This window comes from Streptomyces sp. NBC_00448 (assembly GCF_036014115.1).
In the GTDB taxonomy this organism is placed as follows: domain Bacteria; phylum Actinomycetota; class Actinomycetes; order Streptomycetales; family Streptomycetaceae; genus Actinacidiphila.
Genome location: NZ_CP107913.1, coordinates 7098323 through 7117796, shown reverse-complemented (window position 1 = coordinate 7117796; position 19474 = coordinate 7098323). Strand labels below are relative to the sequence as shown.

At 72.6% G+C, this 19474-nt stretch carries 17 protein-coding genes; 4 read left to right on the top strand and 13 right to left on the bottom strand.

Annotated elements, in window-relative coordinates:
- Positions 1–170: 170 nt before the first annotated feature.
- From OG370_RS30755 to OG370_RS30745, 3 genes are all read right to left on the bottom strand, one after another.
- Positions 171–4007, bottom strand: a complete 3837-nt coding sequence (locus OG370_RS30755; RefSeq protein WP_328469961.1) for a chromosome segregation SMC family protein — start codon at positions 4005–4007, stop codon at positions 171–173.
- A 452-nt stretch (positions 4008–4459) separates the two neighbouring features.
- A complete protein-coding gene (locus tag OG370_RS30750) occupies positions 4460–4663 on the bottom strand; it encodes a hypothetical protein (protein WP_328469959.1) in 204 nt (67 codons plus the stop codon).
- A 309-nt stretch (positions 4664–4972) separates the two neighbouring features.
- On the bottom strand, positions 4973–5254 hold the full coding sequence (locus tag OG370_RS30745; protein ID WP_328469957.1) for an acylphosphatase: 282 nt from the start codon (positions 5252–5254) through the stop codon (positions 4973–4975).
- Between the two features lie 154 nt (positions 5255–5408).
- Here OG370_RS30745 and OG370_RS30740 point away from each other — a divergent pair, with 154 nt between their 5' ends.
- The 3 genes from OG370_RS30740 (at position 5409) to OG370_RS30730 (ending at position 8262) form a co-directional block, all read left to right on the top strand.
- Complete coding sequence (locus tag OG370_RS30740) at positions 5409–6281, top strand: CAP domain-containing protein (protein ID WP_328469955.1); 873 nt, start codon at positions 5409–5411, stop codon at positions 6279–6281.
- A gap of 382 nt (positions 6282–6663) precedes the next feature.
- Positions 6664–7470: a hypothetical protein gene (locus OG370_RS30735; protein ID WP_328469953.1), complete on the top strand. Its 807-nt coding sequence runs from the start codon at positions 6664–6666 to the stop codon at positions 7468–7470.
- A gap of 369 nt (positions 7471–7839) precedes the next feature.
- On the top strand, positions 7840–8262 hold the full coding sequence (locus OG370_RS30730; RefSeq protein WP_328469951.1) for a winged helix-turn-helix transcriptional regulator: 423 nt from the start codon (positions 7840–7842) through the stop codon (positions 8260–8262).
- Here the strand turns inward: OG370_RS30730 and mutM are convergent.
- The 9 genes from mutM to OG370_RS30685 all read right to left on the bottom strand — a co-directional run bounded on the left by mutM (position 8235) and on the right by OG370_RS30685 (position 17963).
- Positions 8235–9101, bottom strand: coding sequence for a bifunctional DNA-formamidopyrimidine glycosylase/DNA-(apurinic or apyrimidinic site) lyase (mutM, locus tag OG370_RS30725; protein WP_328469949.1), 867 nt, complete (start codon positions 9099–9101; stop codon positions 8235–8237). The genes OG370_RS30730 and mutM overlap by 28 nt on opposite strands.
- A gap of 83 nt (positions 9102–9184) precedes the next feature.
- Positions 9185–9955 carry a ribonuclease III gene (rnc, locus tag OG370_RS30720; RefSeq protein ID WP_402446665.1) on the bottom strand — a complete coding sequence of 257 codons (771 nt, stop codon included), beginning with the start codon at positions 9953–9955 and terminating at the stop codon, positions 9185–9187.
- 7 nt (positions 9956–9962) lie between these two features.
- Positions 9963–10136 carry a 50S ribosomal protein L32 gene (rpmF, locus tag OG370_RS30715; RefSeq protein ID WP_069465182.1) on the bottom strand — a complete coding sequence of 58 codons (174 nt, stop codon included), beginning with the start codon at positions 10134–10136 and terminating at the stop codon, positions 9963–9965.
- A 2-nt stretch (positions 10137–10138) separates the two neighbouring features.
- The gene (locus tag OG370_RS30710) at positions 10139–10753 is read right to left on the bottom strand and encodes a YceD family protein (protein ID WP_328474577.1); all 615 of its coding nucleotides are present in this window, start codon (positions 10751–10753) and stop codon (positions 10139–10141) included.
- 193 nt (positions 10754–10946) lie between these two features.
- A complete protein-coding gene (locus OG370_RS30705) occupies positions 10947–12218 on the bottom strand; it encodes an ATP synthase F0 subunit B (protein WP_328469944.1) in 1272 nt (423 codons plus the stop codon).
- Between the two features lie 11 nt (positions 12219–12229).
- The gene (gene coaD, locus OG370_RS30700) at positions 12230–12709 is read right to left on the bottom strand and encodes a pantetheine-phosphate adenylyltransferase (protein WP_328469942.1); all 480 of its coding nucleotides are present in this window, start codon (positions 12707–12709) and stop codon (positions 12230–12232) included.
- A 112-nt stretch (positions 12710–12821) separates the two neighbouring features.
- Positions 12822–13403 carry a 16S rRNA (guanine(966)-N(2))-methyltransferase RsmD gene (rsmD, locus tag OG370_RS30695; protein ID WP_328469940.1) on the bottom strand — a complete coding sequence of 194 codons (582 nt, stop codon included), beginning with the start codon at positions 13401–13403 and terminating at the stop codon, positions 12822–12824.
- A gap of 129 nt (positions 13404–13532) precedes the next feature.
- On the bottom strand, positions 13533–15794 hold the full coding sequence (gene recG, locus OG370_RS30690; RefSeq protein WP_328469938.1) for an ATP-dependent DNA helicase RecG: 2262 nt from the start codon (positions 15792–15794) through the stop codon (positions 13533–13535).
- Between the two features lie 480 nt (positions 15795–16274).
- On the bottom strand, positions 16275–17963 hold the full coding sequence (locus OG370_RS30685; protein WP_328469936.1) for a DAK2 domain-containing protein: 1689 nt from the start codon (positions 17961–17963) through the stop codon (positions 16275–16277).
- A gap of 449 nt (positions 17964–18412) precedes the next feature.
- On the opposite strand from OG370_RS30685, the gene rpmB reads away from it, so the two are divergent.
- Positions 18413–18598: a 50S ribosomal protein L28 gene (gene rpmB, locus OG370_RS30680; protein WP_093737864.1), complete on the top strand. Its 186-nt coding sequence runs from the start codon at positions 18413–18415 to the stop codon at positions 18596–18598.
- Between the two features lie 58 nt (positions 18599–18656).
- On the opposite strand, the gene thiD is transcribed toward rpmB, so the two are convergent.
- Positions 18657–19460, bottom strand: a complete 804-nt coding sequence (thiD, locus tag OG370_RS30675; RefSeq protein WP_328474576.1) for a bifunctional hydroxymethylpyrimidine kinase/phosphomethylpyrimidine kinase — start codon at positions 19458–19460, stop codon at positions 18657–18659.
- Between the last annotated feature and the right edge of the window lie 14 nt (positions 19461–19474).

The window sequence follows — 19474 nt, the reverse complement described above, 5'->3', positions numbered from 1 at the left end:
TTGGCGGACGACGTAACGGCCACCACCCGAACGTATGGTCAGACGTTCGGAGATTATGCCTACATGTTTGGAAGATAAAAAACCGAGAAGGCTGGCAAAGAGGGGTCAGTGGCGGATCTCACCATGGAAAGCAAGGATGAGACCGGCTGGCAGCTTCAGCATGTGAACGATCAGACGGCGTGGGCGGCCGTCCGCTTGCCGTCCCGGAGCCGCTGGCTGATCACCTTGGACACGCCGTCACCCTGCATCGATACTCCGTACAGGGCATCGGCGACCTCCATCGTGCGCTTCTGATGGGTGATCACGATGAGCTGCGAGCTCTCCTGGAGTTCCTCCATGATCCGGATCAGCCGTTGCAGGTTGGTGTCATCGAGCGCCGCCTCGACCTCGTCCATCACGTAGAACGGGCTCGGCCGCGCCTTGAAGATCGACACCAGCATCGCCACCGCGGTCAGCGAGCGCTCACCACCCGACAGCAGCGACAGCCGCTTCACCTTCTTCCCCGGCGGCCGCGCCTCAACCTCCACCCCCGTGGTGAGCATGTTCTCCGGGTCGGTCAGCAGCAACCGGCCCTCGCCACCGGGGAAGAGCCGGGAGAAGACGCCCTCGAACTCGCGGGCGGTGTCGTGGAAGGCGGCGGCGAAGACCTGCTCCACCCGCTCATCGACGTCCTTGATCACCTGGAGCAGGTCGGCGCGGGTCTTGCGCAGGTCCTCCAACTGCTCGGTGAGGAACTTGTGCCGCTCCTCCAGGGCCGCGAACTCCTCCAGCGCCAGCGGGTTGACCTTGCCGAGCTGCGCGTACGCCTTCTCCGCCGCCTTGAGCCGCTTCTCCTGCTCGGCGCGGACATACGGCACGGGCTGGTTGCGCGGGTGCTCCGGGTCGTCGGGCAGCACCTCGCCCTCGGCCGGCGGCGAGGGCGGCACCGGCAGCTCCGGGCCGTACTCGGCGACCAGCCCGGCCGGCTCCATGCCGTGCTCCTCCAGCGCCTTCGCCTCCAACTGCTCGATCCGCAGCCGCTTCTCGGCGCCCAGCACCTCGCCCTTGTGCACGTCACCGGTCAGCCGGTCCAGTTCGGACTTCAGCTCCCGGCCGCGCCGCCGCTCGGCGCCGAGTTCCGCCTCCCGCTCGGCCCTGGCCTGCTCGGCCGCCAGCCGCTCGGCCTCGGCCCGGCCCAGCGAGACCTGCACGCACTCCAGCAGCCCGCGCGCACCGGCCAGCACGGCCGCCGCCACCGACGCCTCGTACGCCAGCCGGGCCCGGCGCCGCTCGGCCCGCGCCCTGGTCTCCCGCTCGGCGCGGGCCGCCCGGTCCAGCCCGTCGGCCCGCCCGGCCAGGCTCTTGACCCGCTCCTCGTGGGTGCGCACCTGCAAGCGCGCCTCCATCTCGGTCTGCCGCGCGTTGGCGCCGTCGGCGGCCAGCCGGTCCCGGGCGAAGGTGTCCGGCTCCTCCTCACCCGGCTCCTGCTGCGCCTCGCTCAGCCGGTACGACAGTTCCTCGAACTCCTCACGCGCCGCGGCCAGCGACTCCTCGGCACGGACCACGGCCGCCGCCGCGCGGTCCGCCTCCCCCGCCGCCGCCCGCGCCTGGCCGCCGTACCGGCCGAGTTGCTGCGCCACCGACGACTTCGCCTTCTCCGCGGCCCGGCGCCGCTGCCCCGACTCGTCGACCTCCCGCGCCGCCGCGGCCCTGCGCTCCTTGGCCGCCTGCTGGCGCTCGGCCAGCTCCGCGCACTCCTCCGCCAGCCGCTCCAGCTCGGCGCTCGCCTCGTCCACCTGCGCCTGCACCTCCAGCACGCTGGGCGACTTCGCCGAACCGCCCTGCGCCAGATGCGCGGCCAGCACGTCGCCCTCGGCGGTCACCGCGGTCAGCTCCGGGTGCCGGGCGACCAGCGCCTCGGCGTCCTCCAGGGTCGGCACGACCACGAACCCGTGCAGCAACCGCCGCACCGCGGGCAGCAGACCGGCGTCCGCGGCCACCAGGTCCACGGCGTCGCGCGCCTGCGCGGGCAGCCCGGCGCCTTCGGGTCTCGGCGCCGGCAGCCCGGGCGCGGCGACAGCCGATGCCGTACGGTCCGCGGCCGTACGATCCGCGGCGGTACGGTCACCGGCCGCGTGGGCGGGCGAGCCGGACTCCTGGACCCTGCGGTCCGCGTCCCCGCCGCCGGGTGCGGCAACTCCCCCGCCGCAGGCGCGAGCCGCCTCGCGGCCCGTGTCACGGCCGGGGTCCGTACGGTCCCCCGCCGTCTGGCCGGGCAGGACCGCCTCGGGGGTCACGGCCGGCGCGGCGAGCAGCAGCGCGGCGCGGCCGCCGTCCTCCTTGCGCAGCAGCCGCAGTGCCTCCGCGGCCGCGGCCGGGCCGGCGACGGCGACCGCGTCGGCGGCGACCCCCAGGGCGGCGGCGACCGGGACCTCGTAACCGGGGGTGACCCGCAGCAGCGTGGCGGCGGAACCGAGCACACCGGCGAGCCCGTCGGGGGCGCCGGCCCGGGCGAGCAGCGCCCCGGTGCCGTCCTTGCGGCGCAGCGACGGGGCGAGGGCGTCGCGGCGGGCGGCCACCGCGGCGCGGCGGCGCTCGGCGGTGGTGGCGTCCTCCCGCGCGGCGCTGAACTCCTCCTCCGCGGCGGCCTGGGCGGCGCGGGCGGCCTCGAAACGGGCTTCGAGTTCGGTGTCGTCGGCGTCCAGGCTCTCCACCTGGGCGCGCAGTTCCTCGTACTCGGCCTGCGCGGACTCGGCGCGGTCGCGGGCCTCGTCGCGGGCTGCGGCGAGTCGGCCGATCTCGGCCTCGGCCGAACCCGCCTTCGAACGGGCCGCGTTGACCTGCGCGTTCAGCCGGGCCAGGCCCTCACGGCGGTCGGCGATGGCACGGGCGGCGACCCGTAGCCGGGTCTCCTCCTCGGCGAGCCGCCGTTCGAGTTCCGCGCGGTGGCCGACGGTGTCCTCCAGGGCGCGTTCGGCCGCGTCGAGCGCTTCGGTGAGTTCGGCCTCCTGTTCCCGGATACGGGCGGCCTCGCGCTCCATGTCCTCCGGGTCCCGGCCGCGCCGTTCCTCGGCGGGCTGGCCGACGGCGTGCCGGTGGCGCTGCTCGGCCAGCCCGATGGTGCCGCGCACCCGCTCGGTGAGCTGGGACAGGGCGTACCAGGTGGCCTGGGCGTCGTTCACCCGCGGGGTCAGCGCCCGCACCTGCTCCTCAAGGCGGGCCTCGCGCTGCACCGCGGCGGCCAGTTCGCTCTCGACGGCGTCCCTGCGCTCCTTGAGGGCGGCCTCGTCGGCGACTTCCGCGCGCAGCGCCTCGCGCAACGTCACCAGGTCGTCGGCGAGCAGCCGCAGCCGGGCGTCGCGCAGGTCGGCCTGGATGACGGCGGCGCGGCGGGCGACCTGCGCCTGGCGGCCGAGCGGCTTGAGCTGGCGGCGCAGTTCACCGGTGAGGTCGGTGACGCGGGCGAGGTTGGCCTGCATCGCGTCGAGCTTCCGCAGCGCCTTCTCCTTGCGCTTGCGGTGCTTGAGGACGCCGGCCGCCTCCTCGATGAAGGCACGCCGGCCCATCGGGTCGGCGTGCAGCACCGAGTCCAGCTGGCCCTGGCCGACGATGACGTGCATCTCGCGGCCGATGCCGGAGTCGGAGAGGAGTTCCTGGATGTCGAGCAGCCGACAGGTGTCGCCGTTGAGCTGGTACTCGCTGCCGCCGTTGCGGAACATGATCCGGGTGATGGTGACTTCGGCGTACTCGATGGGCAGCACGCCGTCGGTGTTGTCGATGGTCAGCGACACCTCGGCACGGCCCAGCGGGGGGCGGCCGGTGGTGCCGGCGAAGATCACGTCCTCCATCTTGCCGCCGCGCAGCGACTTGGCACCTTGTTCACCCATCACCCAGGACAGCGCGTCCACCACATTGGACTTGCCGGAGCCGTTGGGCCCGACGACGCAGGTGATTCCGGGTTCGAAGCGCAGCGTCGTCGCGGAGGCGAACGACTTGAAGCCGCGCAGCGTGAGGCTCTTGAGATGCACGCCGGTCGACTCTACCCGCCGGGTGCGGTTTCACCGAGGAATATGCAGGGCAGATCAGACGTAGAACCGGGGCAACGGGTGATCGTCGAGCATGGGAAGCGTTCCCAAGGGGAGGCCAGGGGCAAGGAACAGCCGGGGCGGCGAGCAGTTCGCGACACGACGAAGGGACGCCGAGAAGGCGTCCCTTGAAGTGCCGTAGTCATATCTCCTTGCGGCGATGCGCAGCGGTGACAGGCGAAGGCATGTCGCGTGGTCCGTACACGCGATGAATGTCCGGCACGGGAGTTCCAGCGGTGAAAGCCGACCGCAAACGCGGCGGAGCAGAGCCGAGGAAACAACCGTGGAGGAAATCACGGTGAAAGCCGTGATGAAAGCCGTGACGAAAGGGGCGGCGGGTCCTGGGGACGCCGTCCGGCGATATCGGTGGGGGAAGTGACCCGTCACCCGCCGGATCAGGCGAGCGCGGGCTCCGCGCGAGTGACGTCGAGGCTGTTGAGCAGCGACTCTTCACGCGATGCGACAGTCAGGGCGTCGTTCTCCGCCTGCATGCGGATCAGCTCGGACTCCAGGTCCTGGACGCGCTGCTGAAGCCTTCGCATCTCGGCGAGGAGTCGCGGGTCGGGACCGCCGACGTAACCGAGAAGCGCCTTTGCCATGATGAATGGTCCTCCACGCTGAGTGACCGACCGGGGCGGGTGGGTCGTGGGTGAGGGGTACACTCCCGCACAAAGCTCGATGCCGCGGCTTCCATATCATTCATTGGTGCCGCGATGCGCGGGGCTTCCAGCGTCTCACCAAAACGGGGGACGGTCAACACGATCACAGCCCAGCCGTCGGGTCCGCCTCAGAAAACACGGCGCCGACGTGCGCCGCGGGCTGCCCGCGTGGTCGTTCGCGAGGCTTGACGATCATCCTCGCTTGGGGGCAGCCTGACACGCCGATCGCCGGAAGGCAACGGGTTGTGGTCATCGGATCTCGAATCCTTGATATCCGCCCCGGGTGACCCCCCAGATTTCCGTCACCCCGTCGACCCGCCCGGGCGTGTCGCCGTGCCGCAGCCATTCCAGTAGCCGCTCGCACTGCTCGAAGGCGCCTTCCGCGACCACCTGGACCCGGCCGTCGGAGAGATTGCCCGCGTAGCCGGCCAGGCCACCGATCTCCAGGGCGGTCGCCCGGGTCCACCAGCGGAAGCCGACGCCCTGCACCCGGCCGCGGACCCAGGCGGTGAGCCGGACCTCTTCGTTCATGAGGGCACGCTATCCCGCCCCGATCCACCCGGTCGCGGCCGCCTGACCTCCGAACCTCGTCCGCCATGGCCAACATTCGCTACAGTCCCCCCTCAACGGCTTCACCCGTTCGGAGTAGTCCAGGCGAGCAGTGAGAGCAGTGAGGAGTGCGGCGATGGGGCGTCACAGCCGACATGCCCAGCCCGCGGCCCCGCAGCCAGGGCCGCGCGGCCACCGCGGCCGCCGCAGGCACCACCCGGTACGGACGGGGCTGCTGGCCTCGTCGGCGGCGCTCGCGGTGGGCGCGGTCGCCGCGTCCTCGGGTCTGCTGTCCGAGATCAGCGGCGAGCTGGGGCACCTCGACGGCGACGGCGGTGTGACCCAGGCGGACGGGGCCGGGCCGGACGGCGGCGACTCGCCCTCCTCCCTCACCGACACCAACACCCCGACGTCCGACGGCACCAGCACCACCGCGCCCGGCTCGCCCACCGCGACCACGCCCGGCGGTGCCCCCGCGACGACCCGTGGCGCCTCGCCGTCCCACCCGGCCACCACCAAGGCCGCCGCGCCCTCTCCCACCCGCACCACCGCCGCGCCCACCACCCCGGTGAAGACGACCGCGCCGCACACCGCCGCGCCCTCCACCGTGCGCCCGGCCACCACCAACGCAGTCACCTCCGCGCGGGCCCAGATCCTCACGCTGGTCAACGAGCAGCGTGCCACCGCCGGCTGCCAGCCGCTCACCGCCAGTTCCTCCCTCGACACCCTCGCGCAGAACTTCAGCGACGAGATGGCCGCCCGCGGCTTCTTCGACCACACCGACCCCGACGGCAACGACCCGTGGGACCGCGCGAAGAAGCTCGGCATCACCAACCTCGGCGGCGAGAACATCGCGATGGGCCAGGCCGACGCCCAAGCCGTGATGACCGCCTGGATGAACAGCCCCGGCCACCGCGCCAACATCCTCAACTGCGACTACAAGACCCTCGGCGTCGGCATCCACTTCGGCACCGGCGGCCCCTGGTGGACCCAGGACTTCGGATACTGATCGCGTTCGGGCACTGATCGTCCTTCGGCCGCCGGGTCAGGAAGGGTTCGGGCGCGGGTCGGGAACGGACGCGGCTCGGGCACAGCTGGGGGATCAGGCACGGACTCCGCCCCGCTCGGCTCCGCGCGTTCCGCTCGGGAATGACCCGGGAACCCGGGGGTAATCGGACGACGCCCGCCCGACAGCTCCCCGGCAGACCCTAGGTGCCGGCTGCGAATCCGCTGGGAATCCCTCACCACCCCCGCACCGCCCTCCTCCGTCTGACCTGTCACAACGTCCGGCGGCCACGGCCCGCTGGACACAGCTACCCCTCACATCACAGCCTCCTCATATCGGCGGCTGCCAGGTTCTGCGTGTTGACCAAGCGAAGAGGAGCGCCATCATGAACGACCACGACACGACAGGCTGCTCGACCGCCGGTTCGGACCCGGCGACCACCGCCGCGCAAGCGCACCGGCCGAGTGCCTGGCGATCGCTGCCGAAGAAGAAGGGGACGTGGATCGTGGCCGCCGGGATGACCTGCGCGGTGGCCGGCCTCGGCGTCTTCTCGGCGTCGACGTCGTCAGCCGCGTCGGCGTCCGGCACCTCGGCCGCCGCCACGTCCACCCCCACCGCGACGCCGACCGCGCCGGGCTCCGGTGGCGGCGCCCGGTCCGGGCCGGCCGCCGGAGGCTCCAGCGGCATCGTCGACACCACCTCCGCATCGGGCTTCACCTTCGCGACCGCGACCGGTGTGAAGGTGACCGTCGACGAGACGGCCGGTACGACCTACCTGCGGGGGACCCACCACACCTCGGCGAGCGCCGTGCACAAGGGCTCGAGCGTCCTGGTGCTGGGGACGGTCGACACCGCGACCATCACCGCCACCCAGGTCGTGGTGCAGCCCGGTGGCGACGGCGGGGCCGCGGCCGCCGAGAAGTCCGGGGTGATCCCCTTCCAGCAGGGGACGCCGTCGCCCACGAAGTCGGTGGGCAAGGTCCCGTCGGACTACACCGAGGGCGAGGGAACGGTCGTCAGCGGCACGGCGGCCGACAGGGCGACCACGGCCGCGCAGTCCGTCTTCGCCGGCGGCATCGTCGACCGCGTGGTGAAGCTGGCCGACGGCGAGTACGAAGTCCACAACATCAGCATCAACTGGCCGCACCACGTCTTCGTCAGCAAGAGCTTCAAGGTGCTTGGCGCCGAGTAGCCACGCAACCACCGCGGGCGTGCGGCCGCCTCTCGCGTCCCACCGCGTCGCCCCTGGCGGCATGCCGCCAGGGGCAACACAGCCAGCGGGGGCACCGAACCACTTGAACGGCTTCCCGTCGCGCATCAAGGTGGCCGGCGTCGTGGTGCCCCGGGGGCGGGCAACGTACCGGCTTTCGGCACGGGCGAGCGAGGCCAGACCGTACAGCGCGGGGCCGACCGAACATGCGCCGGCCGCCGAACAGGTCCGCGGCGCGCCCGCCGAGCAGCATGAAGCCGCCCGGACCGAACCTGGGGCAACGAGCACAGCGCCCGCTGCGCCCACGAACCACGACGGCACCCCTCGGACGCGTTCATCTAGGCTGGAGCCATGAGCGAGGTGGTGGAGCGGGCGGCAGAGCCGGGGACCGAGCGGGGCGGGCCGCCGGACGCGTTCGACGTGTTCTCGCGGAACTGCCCCTCGCGCGCCACGCTGGAGCACGTCACCGGGCGCTGGGGCATCCTGACGCTGACCGCGCTCGCCCACGACACGCTGCGGTTCAACGCGCTGCGGCGCAGGGTGGACGGGGTGAGCGAGAAGATGCTCTCCCAGACCCTCCAGGCGCTGGAGCGCGACGGGCTGGTGATCCGCGAGGCGCAGCCGGTCAACCCGCCGCACGTCGAGTACCGGCTCAGCCCGCTCGGGCGGGAGACCACCGACCGGCTGCTCGCCCTCATCACGCTGGTCGAGGACCGGATGCCCGAGGTGCTGGCCGCGCGCGGGCGCTACGACGAGGCGCGCGGCACCGGCTGACAGCGCGGGCAGAAGTAGCTGGAGCGGTTCATCCACGCCCTGCGCCGGATCGGGGTGCCGCAGCGGCGGCACGGCTCGTCCTCGCGGCCGTACGCGTCCAGGGAGCGGTCGAAGTAGCCCGACTCGCCGTTCACGTTGACGTACATGCTGTCGAAGCTGGTGCCGCCGGCGGCCAGCGCGTCACCCATCACCTCCCGGATGTGGGTGAGGAGTTCGGCGGTGCGCGGGCGGGTCAGCGTGGCGGTCGGGCGGTCGTAGTGCAGCTTGGTGCGCCACAGCGCCTCGTCCGCGTAGATGTTGCCGACGCCGCTGATCAGCGTCTGGTCGAGCAACGCCCGCTTGATCGTGGTCTTCTTGCGGCGCAGCGCCGCGTGGAAGGCGTCGTCGTCGAAGGCTGGGTCGATCGGGTCGCGGGCGATGTGCGCGAGCGGCTGCGGCAGTTGCTCCGGGTCGCCCGGGACGGTGTCGTGCACGGAGAGCCCGCCGAAGGTGCGCTGGTCCACGAAGCGCAGGTCGGTGCCCTCCGTGTCCTCGAACTCCAGGCGGACCCGCAGGTGCTTCTCCGCGGGGGCGTCCTCGGGGCGGATCAGGAACTGGCCGCTCATGCCGAGGTGGGCGACCATCGCGGTGTCCTCGGTGAGCGGGACCCAGAGGTACTTGCCGCGGCGGTGCGGGGCGGCGAGGGTGACTCCGGTGAGGCGGTGCGTGAAGTCGTCGGCGCCCGCGGGGTGGCGGCGGACGGCGCGCGGGTGCAGGACGGCGGCCCGGGCGACGGTACGGCCGGCGGCCCACTTGGCGAGGCCGCGGCGGACGACTTCCACCTCTGGTAGTTCGGGCACGGTTTCCTTCCCCGCCCGCCCCTTGATCCTCAGACGCCGGGCGGGCTGATGAGGATCAGCCCGCCCGGCGGATGAGACGCGGGTCAGCCCGCAGGCGAGTTGGACGCTTCTCGGATGGAGCGCCATGCCGCTTCCGCGGCCTGCTGCTCCGCTTCCTTCTTGCTGCGGCCGGTGCCGGTGCCGTACTCGACACCACCGACGCGGGCGGCAGCCGTGAAGGTCTTCTCGTGGTCGGGGCCGGACTCGGAGACGACGTACTCGGGGACGCCGAGACCTTCGGCGGCGGTGAGTTCCTGGAGAGAGGTCTTCCAGTCCAGGCCGGCGCCGAGATTGGAGGACTCCTCGATCAGGGGGTCGAAGAGTCGATGGACAAGAGCCGAAGCCGCGTCGAGGCCCTGGTCGAGATAGACCGCGCCGATGACCGCTTCGAGGGTGTCCGCCAGGATGGATGCCTTGTCCCGTCCACCGGTTCCCTCTTCACCACGGCCGAGCCGGATGAACGCGCCCAGGTCGAGCCCGCGACTGACCCCGGCAAGGGCCCGCGAGTTGACCACCGCTGCCCGGAGCTTGGCCAACTGGCCCTCGGGGAGATCGGGGTGGGTGCGGTAAAGGGTGTCGGTGACCACCAGGCCGAGCACGGAGTCCCCCAGGAACTCCAGCCGCTCGTTGGTGGGCAGCCCGCCGTTCTCGTACGCGTACGAGCGGTGGGTCAGCGCACGCACCAGAAGGGCGGGCTCGAGGTGGTACCCGAGCCGCCCTTCCAGAAGCGTGTGGGACGAGGCTTTGTCCGTGGCGGCCTTCTTCGACACCGGAGCGTCGGGCGTGGAGGACGTGGAGGACACTGAGCCTGTCACCTGCCGATCAGACCTCGAGGACCTGACGACGGTTGTAGGTGCCGCAGCTCGGGCACGCGATGTGCTGGAGCTTCGGCTCGTGGCAGCGCTCGCATGCCACCAGGCTCACGGGCGCAGCCTTCCACTGCGAACGGCGGTGGCGCGTGTTGCTGCGCGACATCTTCCGCTTCGGAACAGCCACGGCTACTTCTCCTGGTTCTCGTCGGCACCGTCTCCGGTGCCGTTCTGCTGGAAGTCCTGCAAGGCGGCCCAACGGATGTCGGTCGCCTCGTGGTGGTGGTCCGGGTCGTCGGCGAGCCGCGCTCCGCACTGGGAGCACAGGCCCGGGCAGTCCTCCCGGCACACCGGCTGCATGGGCAGTGCGAGCACCACCGCGTCCCGCAGCACGGGTTCGAGGTCGAACAGGTCGTCCTCGAGATACAGCACGTCGTCCTCCTCGGAGGCCGCGGCGTCGTCACCGGCTTCGTCCCTGCGGGCGGTCCGGGTGTCGGCGTCGGGGTAGGAGAACATCTCCTGGAACTCCGCGTCCAGCTCGCGCTCTAGCGGCTCCAGGCACCTGGTGCACTCCCCCGTCAGCGGTGCATGGGCGGTGCCGGTGACCAGCACACCCTCCATGACCGACTCCAGGCGGAGCTCCAGCTCGACGTCATTGCCCTCCGGCACCCAGATGACATCGGCGATGCCGAGGTCCTTGGGCGCGGAGACCGTGCGGGAGACCTTCTTCATCGCACCAGGACGCCGACCCAGCTCGTGTGTGTCGAACACGAGGGGGTTGCGGTGGTCGAGGCGGGTGTTCAGGGCTTCCTGCTTTCATCGGTACGGCCTGCAACGATACGGCCGCGTCCGCGCGAACCCCGGTGAGGGGGCCCGGATGGACGGGCAGGCCGAAGCGCCGGTGCGTGACACGGCTGGAGCCAACAGGATACTGGACACTTCGCCCGGACCCAAACAGAGCGGTCCCGGAGGGTTCAGCCCCTGCTCGGCGGGCTGCTCACAACCCCTGTTCCAGCTCCCGGAGCCGGTTGAGGTCGATCATCCCGGTGTCGAAGAAACTGGTCTCGTCCAGCGCGGCGGGCTGCTGCCCGGGCTGCTGGCCCGGCTGCTGCTGGCCGTACTCCTGGCCCTGCTGCTGGTACGGGATCTGCGGCTGCTGCTGCGGGTACTGCGGGTCGTATCCCCCGGCCTCCGTCGGGGCGACCCCCAGCTGGGGGTAGTCGTAGCCCTGCTGCTGGCCGCCGTACGGGTCGTAGCCGGCCTGCGCGTACTCCTGCTGGCCCTGCTGGGGCGGCAGCGGCTGCGGGACCTGCGGATAGGCGCCCTGCTGGGGCTGCTGCGCGTACATGTCCTGCTGCTGGTAGCCGTAGGCGGGGTCGGGCTCGTAACCCGGCTCGGCGTCGTAGCCCGGCTCGGCGTCGTAGCCCGGCTCGGCCTGCTGCGGAGGGGCCGGCTGCGCGGCAGCGGCGGCGGCCGGGGTGTAGCCGTACTGCGACAGGTCGGCCTGGCCGTCGGCGGAGGGCGCGGCGAGGCCGGCCATGAACTCGTCGTCGGACTGCCGGTGGACCTCGGGGCCGCCCTCGGCCGCGTCGGCGGCGGCCATCTGCGCGGCGAGGTCGTCGATCGGGTTGTGGCCGGTGAGCTTGAGCCGGCCCCGGCCGACCGCCTGGAGGGTCTTGCTGAGCACCGCCTCGAAGGCGCGCATCTTGGTGTCGACGTACTCGTCGGCGCGGCGGCGCAGCGTCTCCGGGTCGGAGCTGCGCTCGGGGGCCTCCGGGTCGTCCTCCGCGAAGCCCGCGCCGCCCTGGCCGTCCTCGGCGTACGGGTCGCGGCCGAGCAGCTTCTCGCGGCCCCGGTCGACCGAGCCGATGGTCTTGGTGAGGACCACCTCGAAGTTGGCGAGCTTGCTGTCGACGTAGTCGTCCGCCTCGGCACGGATCTCGTCGGCCTCGCGGCGGGCCTCGGCGATGATCCGCTCGGCCTCGTCCTGGGACTGCCGGGCGATCTGCGTGTCCGAGACCATGGAGCCGCGCTCGGCGTGCGCGGACTCGATGATCCGCTGCGCCTCGGCGCGGGCCTGCTGGACCATCTGCTCGCGGTCGCCGAGGAGTTCCTGGGCCTGGGACAGAGAGTCCGGGAGCGCCGCGGCGACCTCTTCGAGCATCGCGAGCAGTTCGGCCCGGTTCACCACGCAGGAGGCCGACATCGGCATGGACCGGGCACTGGTGACGGTCGCCGTGATCTCATCGAGCTTCTTCTGGACGTCCACAGCGGCAAAGCCTACTGCTGCCGGAGCCGGGCGTTGAGCGCGTCGAGGACCGGTGGGGGGACCAAGTGGGAGATGTCGCCGCCCCATTGGGCGACTTCCTTGACCAGACTGGAGGACAGGAAGCTGTAGGCGGGGTTGGTGGGCACGAAGAGCGTCTCCACGCCGGACAGGCCGATGTTCATCTGGGCCATCTGCAACTCGTAGTCGAAGTCGCTGACCGCCCGCAGCCCCTTGACGATGGCGGGGATCTCGCGCTGCTTGCAGAAGTCGACGAGCAGGCCGTGGAAGGACTCCACCCGGACGTTGCCGAGGTCCGCGGTGACCTCCTCGATCAGCGCGATCCGCCGGTCGATGTCGAACAGGCCCTGCTTGGCCTTGTTGATCATCACGGCGACGTACACGGTGTCGTACAGCCGGGAGGCTCGGGCGATGATGTCGAGGTGTCCGTTGGTGATGGGGTCGAAGGACCCCGGACAGACTGCGCGGCGCAAAACTGGCTCCTCGCTCTCCGTACCGGTCGGGCGGGTGCTGCGGTTCATGGCGGGCTCACAGGGACTCGTGCGGGCCGGGCCGACCCGCATCTGCGCTGCCGGGCGCACGACTTCATGACCCGGCGGTAACTTCGGCGGCGCGACCGTACCAAAGAGTCGCCTCGCCGTACTTGCGCGAGCGCAGCCCGGCGAAGCCGTCGGGCCAGCCGAAGACACCGCCGCGCGTCCTGCGTTCCACGGTGACGAGTGCGTCCGTGGTCAACCAGCAGTTGGCCAGGAGTGTGAGCAGGATCTCCCGCAGCTCGTCGTCCGGCACGTCGTAGGGCGGATCGAGGAAAACCGTGTCGTACGGGGGGCCGGACGGCGGCCCGGCCACCGCCTTCTCGGCGCGGCCCGGACGCACCTCGGCGCCGGGCAGCTTCAGGGCGGTGACGTTCTCCCGGACCACCTGGGCGGCGCGCGGGTCCGCCTCGACCAGGAGGACGTGGGCGGCGCCGCGGGACAGCGCCTCCAGGCCGACCGCGCCCGAACCCGCGTACAGGTCGAGCACTCTGGCCCCTTCCAGGGTGCCGCGCAGTGACTCCCAGGTGGAGAAGAGCGCCTCCTTGGCCCGGTCGGAGGTGGGGCGGGTGCCGTTGCCCGGGGGGACGGCCAGCCGCCGGCCGCCGGCCGCTCCGGCGATCACGCGGGTCATGACTTGCTCACAGCTCCGACCCTACCCGTCGGGTGTGCGGGCGCCGCCCGGGGATCGCGGTCCGGGCGGTCGCGGCCCCGGGAGGCGGCAGTTGAACGCTTCCGGCGTACGACCTGGTGCGCCGGGTCGTCAGCCCTTCTCCAGGTACTCCTCGCGGTCCGCGTCGAGCAGGCTCTCCAGCGCGCTGCGCAGGTCGGGGCGTCCGGCCAGGTCGGGGTCGGCGGCGACCAGCGCGGTGGCCTCGTCGCGGGCCGCGGCGATCACGTCCTCGTCCTCGATGACGGCGAGGACCCGCAGGCTGGAGCGGCTGCCGGACTGGGCCTGGCCGAGCACGTCGCCCTCCCGGCGCTGCTCCAGGTCGATCCGGGACAGCTCGAAGCCGTCGAGGGTGCGGGCGACCGCGTCGAGCCGGGTCCTGGCCGGGCTCGCCTCGGGCGCCTCGGAGACCAGCAGGCACAGCCCGGGGGCGCTGCCGCGGCCGACCCGGCCGCGCAGCTGGTGCAGCTGGGAGACACCGAACCGGTCGGCGTCCATGATCACCATCGCGGTGGCGTTCGGCACGTTGACCCCCACCTCGATGACGGTGGTCGCCACCAGCACGTCGACGTCGCCGGCGGCGAACCGGCGCATCACGTCGTCCTTGGCGTCGGGGGCCATCCTGCCGTGCAGCGCCTCGACCCGCAGGCCGCTCAGCGGGCCCTTGGCGAGCTGGTCGGCGACATCGAGCACGGCCAGCGGCGGGCGGCGCTCCTCGCCCTCGTCGGCGGCGCCCTTCGCGGCCGCCTTGCCACTCGCTTTCCCGCTCGCCTTCCCGCTGCCGCCCGCGGCCTTCGCGTCCTCCTCGTCGCCGATCCGCGGGCAGACCACGTACGCCTGGTGGCCGGACTCGACCTCCTCACGGACCCGTTCCCAGGCCCGGGCGAGGAAGTGCGGCTTCTCCTCGGCCGGCACCACGTGGGTGGCGATCGGGGAGCGCCCGGCGGGCAACTGGTCGAGCACCGAGGTCTCCAGGTCGCCGAAGACCGTCATCGCGACCGTGCGCGGGATGGGGGTGGCCGTCATCACCAGCAGGTGCGGCGGCTGTTCGGCCTTCGCGCGCAGCGCGTCGCGCTGCTCCACCCCGAAGCGGTGCTGCTCGTCCACGACCACCAGCCCCAGGTCGCGGAACTTCACCTTGTCCTCGATCAGGGCGTGGGTGCCGATCACGATGCCCGCGTCCCCGCTGATCAGGTCGAGCAGCGCCTGCCTGCGGGCCGCCGCGCCCATCGAGCCGGTCAACAGCACCACCTTGGTGCCCAGTTCGGAGCCGCCGAGCATGCCGGACTCCGCCAGGTCGCCCATCATCTCGGTGATCGAGCGGTGGTGCTGCTGGGCGAGCACCTCGGTCGGCGCGAGCATCGCCGCCTGGCCGCCGGTGTCCACCACGCCGAGCATCGCGCGCAGCGCCACCAGGGTCTTGCCGGAGCCGACCTCGCCCTGGAGCAGCCGGTGCATGGGGTGGTCGGTGGCCAGGTCCGCGAAAACCTCGGCCGACACCGCCTGCTGGCCCTCGGTCAACGTGAACGGCAGTCGCCCGTCGAACGCCGTCAGCAGCCCGTCCTCACCCGGCACCCGCGGCACCGCGGGCAGCGCCGACTCGTCGGCCCGGCGCCGGGCCAGCGCCACCTGGAGCACGAACGCCTCGTCCCACTTCAGCCGCTGCCGGGCCACCTCGATGTCCCGCTTGGTGCGCGGCCGGTGCACCTTCTCCAGCGCCTCGGGCAGCGCCACCAGATCCCGCCCGGCCCGCAGCTCCGCCGGCAGCGGCTCGCCGACCCCGGCCCAGCCGATCGCGCCGAGCGAGTCGATCGCGGTGTCCACGGCCTGGGCGATCCGCCAGGACGTGATCTGCTTCACCGCCGGGTACAGCGGGATCAGCCGGTTCGCGAACGCGTCGACCGCGTCCTTCGCGTCCGGGCCGTCGTCGGCCTCCGCGTCGAGCAACTGGTAGTCCGGGTGGGCGAGTTGCCGGGTGCGGTTGAAGACCGAGACCTTGCCGGAGAACATCCCGCGGCGGCCGGGCAGCAGCCGGTGCGCGTGGGCGTGCGCGGCCTTGCTGAAGAAGACCAGGGTGAGCGAGCCGCTGCCGTCGGTCACCACGACCTCCAACCGCACCCCGGACCCTCCGCCGTACGTCCGCTTGTCCGCCTTCGCGATCTGCGCGACCACGGTGACGTACTCGTCGACCGGCAGGTCCGCCAGCCGGGTCAGCTCGCCGCGCTCCGCGTACCGCCGCGGGTAGTGGTGCAGCAGATCCCCCGTCGTGCGCAGCCCGAGGTGCTCGTCGAGCACCTTGGCCGTACGGTCACCGACGAGCTTGCGCAGCGGGTCGTCCAACGGGTTCCCAGTCATCACGCCCAATCTTTGCGCACCGCGCCGACAACGGCACAAGCCACACGGCGCAGGCACAGTGACGGGCGTGCCCCACTCGCACGTGTGGCGCTGTCCCGCGGGTGCCGTTCTTACGCTTCGCGGCCCCAGACCGGGCGCCCACGCGTAAGAACGGTTCGCCGTTGTAGCCGGCGAGCCAAAGGGCGCGCCGGTGTCGAAAAGGAGAACGCGCGGAGATCCTGAGGAACGAAGGATCGAGCACGATCGACTGTCGACACCGGATCTCAGCGCCCGGAGGCGAGCCGGCGGCAAAAAAGGGGTTGAGCGGGTGCCCAACACGTAAGAACGGCTCCCACCTCACGGCACCCACCCCACCAACGGCTCCCACGTCACGGGGCGCCCATTCCGGGAACCGGTCCTCACCGCCCGTAGGGCCCTCGCTACTCCACCCGATTTGCGGTCGCCCGCTCCGGGAACCGGTCCCACCTGCCCGTCGGGGCCTTACTCCACGCCGATGAGGAGAGGGGTGGCCGTGTCGCCGCCTTCGTAGGTGACCGTGTCGACCGCGAGGTGGTGGTCGTGGACGTGGGCGCGGAGGCGGTCGGCGAGGTCGGGTGGGGCGGTGGGGCCGAGGACGAGGGTGACGAGTTCGCCGCCGGCGGTGAGCATCCGTTCCAGCGTGGCGACCGCGGTCTCGGCGAGGTCGGCGCCGATGACGGCGACGTCGTCCTCGATCAGGCCGAGGATGTCGCCGGCCTGGCAGATCCCGGCGGTGGTCCAGGACTGGTGCTCGGCGACGGCGAGTTCGGCGTAGCGGGTGGCGCCGGCGGCCGCGGTCATGGCGACCACGTCCTCGTCGAAGCGGCGGCTCGGCTCGTGGACGGCGAGCGCGGACAGGCCCTGCACGGCCGAGCGGGTGGGGATCAGGGCGACCCGTACGCCGTCGGCCCTGGCCTGTTCGGCGGCGGCGCCCGCCACGTGCCGCAACTCCGTGTCGTTGGGCAGCAGGACGACCTCGCGGGCGTGCGCGCGGCGGATGGCGGCGGCGATCTCGCCGCTGGCGGGCCGCTCCCCCGGGCGTACGGCGACCACGGTCGCGCCGGCCTGGCCGCACAGTTCGGCGAGGCCGTCGCCGCGGACGACGGCGACCACGGCCCGTACGGCTCGCTCGCCGCGCGGTCGCCGGGCCTGGTCGCCGAAGTGCGTGACCCTGATCCGGTACGGCCGCCCGGCGTCGATCGCGGCCTCCAGCGCGGCCCCGACGTCGTCCACGTGGACGTGGACGTTCCACAGGCCGTCGCCGCCGACCACGACCAGTGAGTCGCCGAGCGCGTCGAGCCGGCCGCGCAGCCCGTCCACGGTGGCGTCGGTGCCCTCCAGCAGGAAGATCACCTCGAACGCGGGTCCGTCGGCGCCGAACGCGGAACCGTCGGCGCAGGGCTCGGCGTCGGGGTCGCCCGCTCCCGGTCCGTGGGCGTGCGCGTGGCGGAAGGAGGTGCCCGTGCCGGAGACCGGCCGGTCGGTGGGGGGCTCGCCGGTGACGACCTCGCAGAGCGCGCCGAGCAGCGCGACCAGGCCGAGGCCGCCCGCGTCCACCACTCCGGCCCTGCGCAGCGCGCCGAGTTGGCCGGGGGTGGCGGCCAGCGCGGCGAGGGCGGCGGCGTGGGCGGCCCGTGCCACCTCGGTCATGCCGCCCTCGGCGGCGCGGGCCGCCTCGGCGGCGCGGGTGGCGACGGTGAGCATGGTGCCCTCCACCGGCCGGGCCACGGCCGCGTAACCGGCCTCCGCGGCGGCCGCGAGCGCGCGGCGCAGGTCGTCCGCCGCGATCCGGCCGTCCGGTCCCGGAGGCGCGGCCAGCGCCTCGTTCACGCCGCGCAGCAACTGGGCGAGGATGGTGCCGGAGTTGCCGCGGGCGCCGATGAGGGCCCCGTGCGACAGGGCGCGGAACGCCTCGGTGAGGGTGGGCGCGGGGGCGCCGTCGGGGTCGGCACGGCCGGCGGCGTGCGCGTCGAAGACCGCTTCGACGGCCTGCGCGGCCGACTCGACGGTCAGGTAGAGGTTGGTGCCGGTGTCCCCGTCGGCGACGGGATAGACGTTGATCGCGTCGATCTCCTCGCGGGCCCGCCCCAGCGCCCGTAGCGAGAGCCGGCACCAGGAACGCACCGCGGCCGCGTCGAGCGTGGGGGGCAACAGGTCCTCCTTGCGGGGCACCGGGGGCGCCGGGGTCGGGAGTTCGGCGGTCAGGCGGTTCGGACGTCGGGCGGTTCTGCGGCCGGCGCGGTTCGGAAGTCGGCGGTCCGGGCGTCGGGGGCCGGGGTTCCGGCGTCCTGGGGTGGGGCTGCTGGTGAGCGTACTGCCGGGCGGGAGGACGGGCAGAAGGCGACGGCCGGGTGGTGCGGGCGTCCGGCGGCCGGCGGGCGCACTCCCTGCCGGCAACCTGGCCGTCACCTGCCGATCTCCCGTACGGTCACCGGGTGGTCACCGGCGGAGTCCGGGCGGCCACCGGCCGGGAGGGCGTCCGGACCGTGGTAGTTTCGTTCTACGGGAGCGGTCGTTGTATGCTGCTCCGGTTGCCTGGGGCTCTCCCGGGTTTTCTCACCGTAAATGCATCTGAGCATCTGAAGTCTTTGGAGTGACCCGTGGCTGCTAACTGCGACGTCTGCGGCAAGGGGCCGGGCTTCGGCAACAGCATCTCCCACTCGCACCGCCGTACTCCGCGTCGTTGGAACCCCAACATCCAGCGCGTGCGTGCGGTTGTCGGGAAGACGCCGAAGCGCCTCAACGTCTGCACCTCGTGCATCAAGGCCGGCAAGGTCACGCGCTGACCGCAGCGCAGTCCTGGTGGCTACCTGAAGCCGATCCACCTCACGGTGGATCGGCTTTTCAGCGTTCCCCGGTGCGGGTCCGCCAGCCGTGGTCGACCGGGCCGATGCCCGCCCCGAGCGGGAAGCCCGCCTCGATGGCGCCCCTGACGTACTCCTTGGCGTAGCCGACCGCCGCGGGCACGTCGTGCCCCAGCGCCAGGTACGAGGCGAGCGCGCTTGCCAGGGTGCAGCCGGTGCCGTGGGTGTGGCGGTTGGCGTACCGGGGCGCGCGGTACCACCGCTCGGTGCGGCCGTCGGAGAGCAGGTCCACGGCCTCCGCGTGCCGCTCGGCGCCGGGCAGGTGCCCGCCCTTGACCAGCACCCAGCGCGGGCCGTACCCGAGCACCGCGCGGGCCGCCGCGCGCATCCCCGCCTCGTCGGCGACCACGACACCGGTGAGCCGGGTCACCTCGTCGAGGTTCGGGGTGGCCACCGTGGCCAGCGGCAGCAGCCGGCCGCGCACCACGTCGACCGCCTCCTCGCCCAGCAGCGCGTCGCCGTGCTTGGAGACGGCGACCGGGTCGACCACCACGGGTACGTCGCGGTCGAGCCCGTCGAGCAGGTCGGCGACGGTGACGGCCGTCGCCGCGGAGGCGAGCATGCCGGTCTTGACCGCCTGCACCCCGATGTCGTCGACGACGGCGCGGAACTGCGCGCGGACCGCGTCGACCGGCAGTTCCCAGGCGCCCTGTACCCCCAGCGAGTTCTGCGCGGTGACGGCGGTGAGCACGCTCATGCCGTGCACGCCGAGCGCGAGCATCGTCTTGAGGTCGGCCTGGATGCCCGCGCCGCCGCCGGAGTCGGAGCCGGCGACGGTCAGCACCCGCGGTGGCGCGG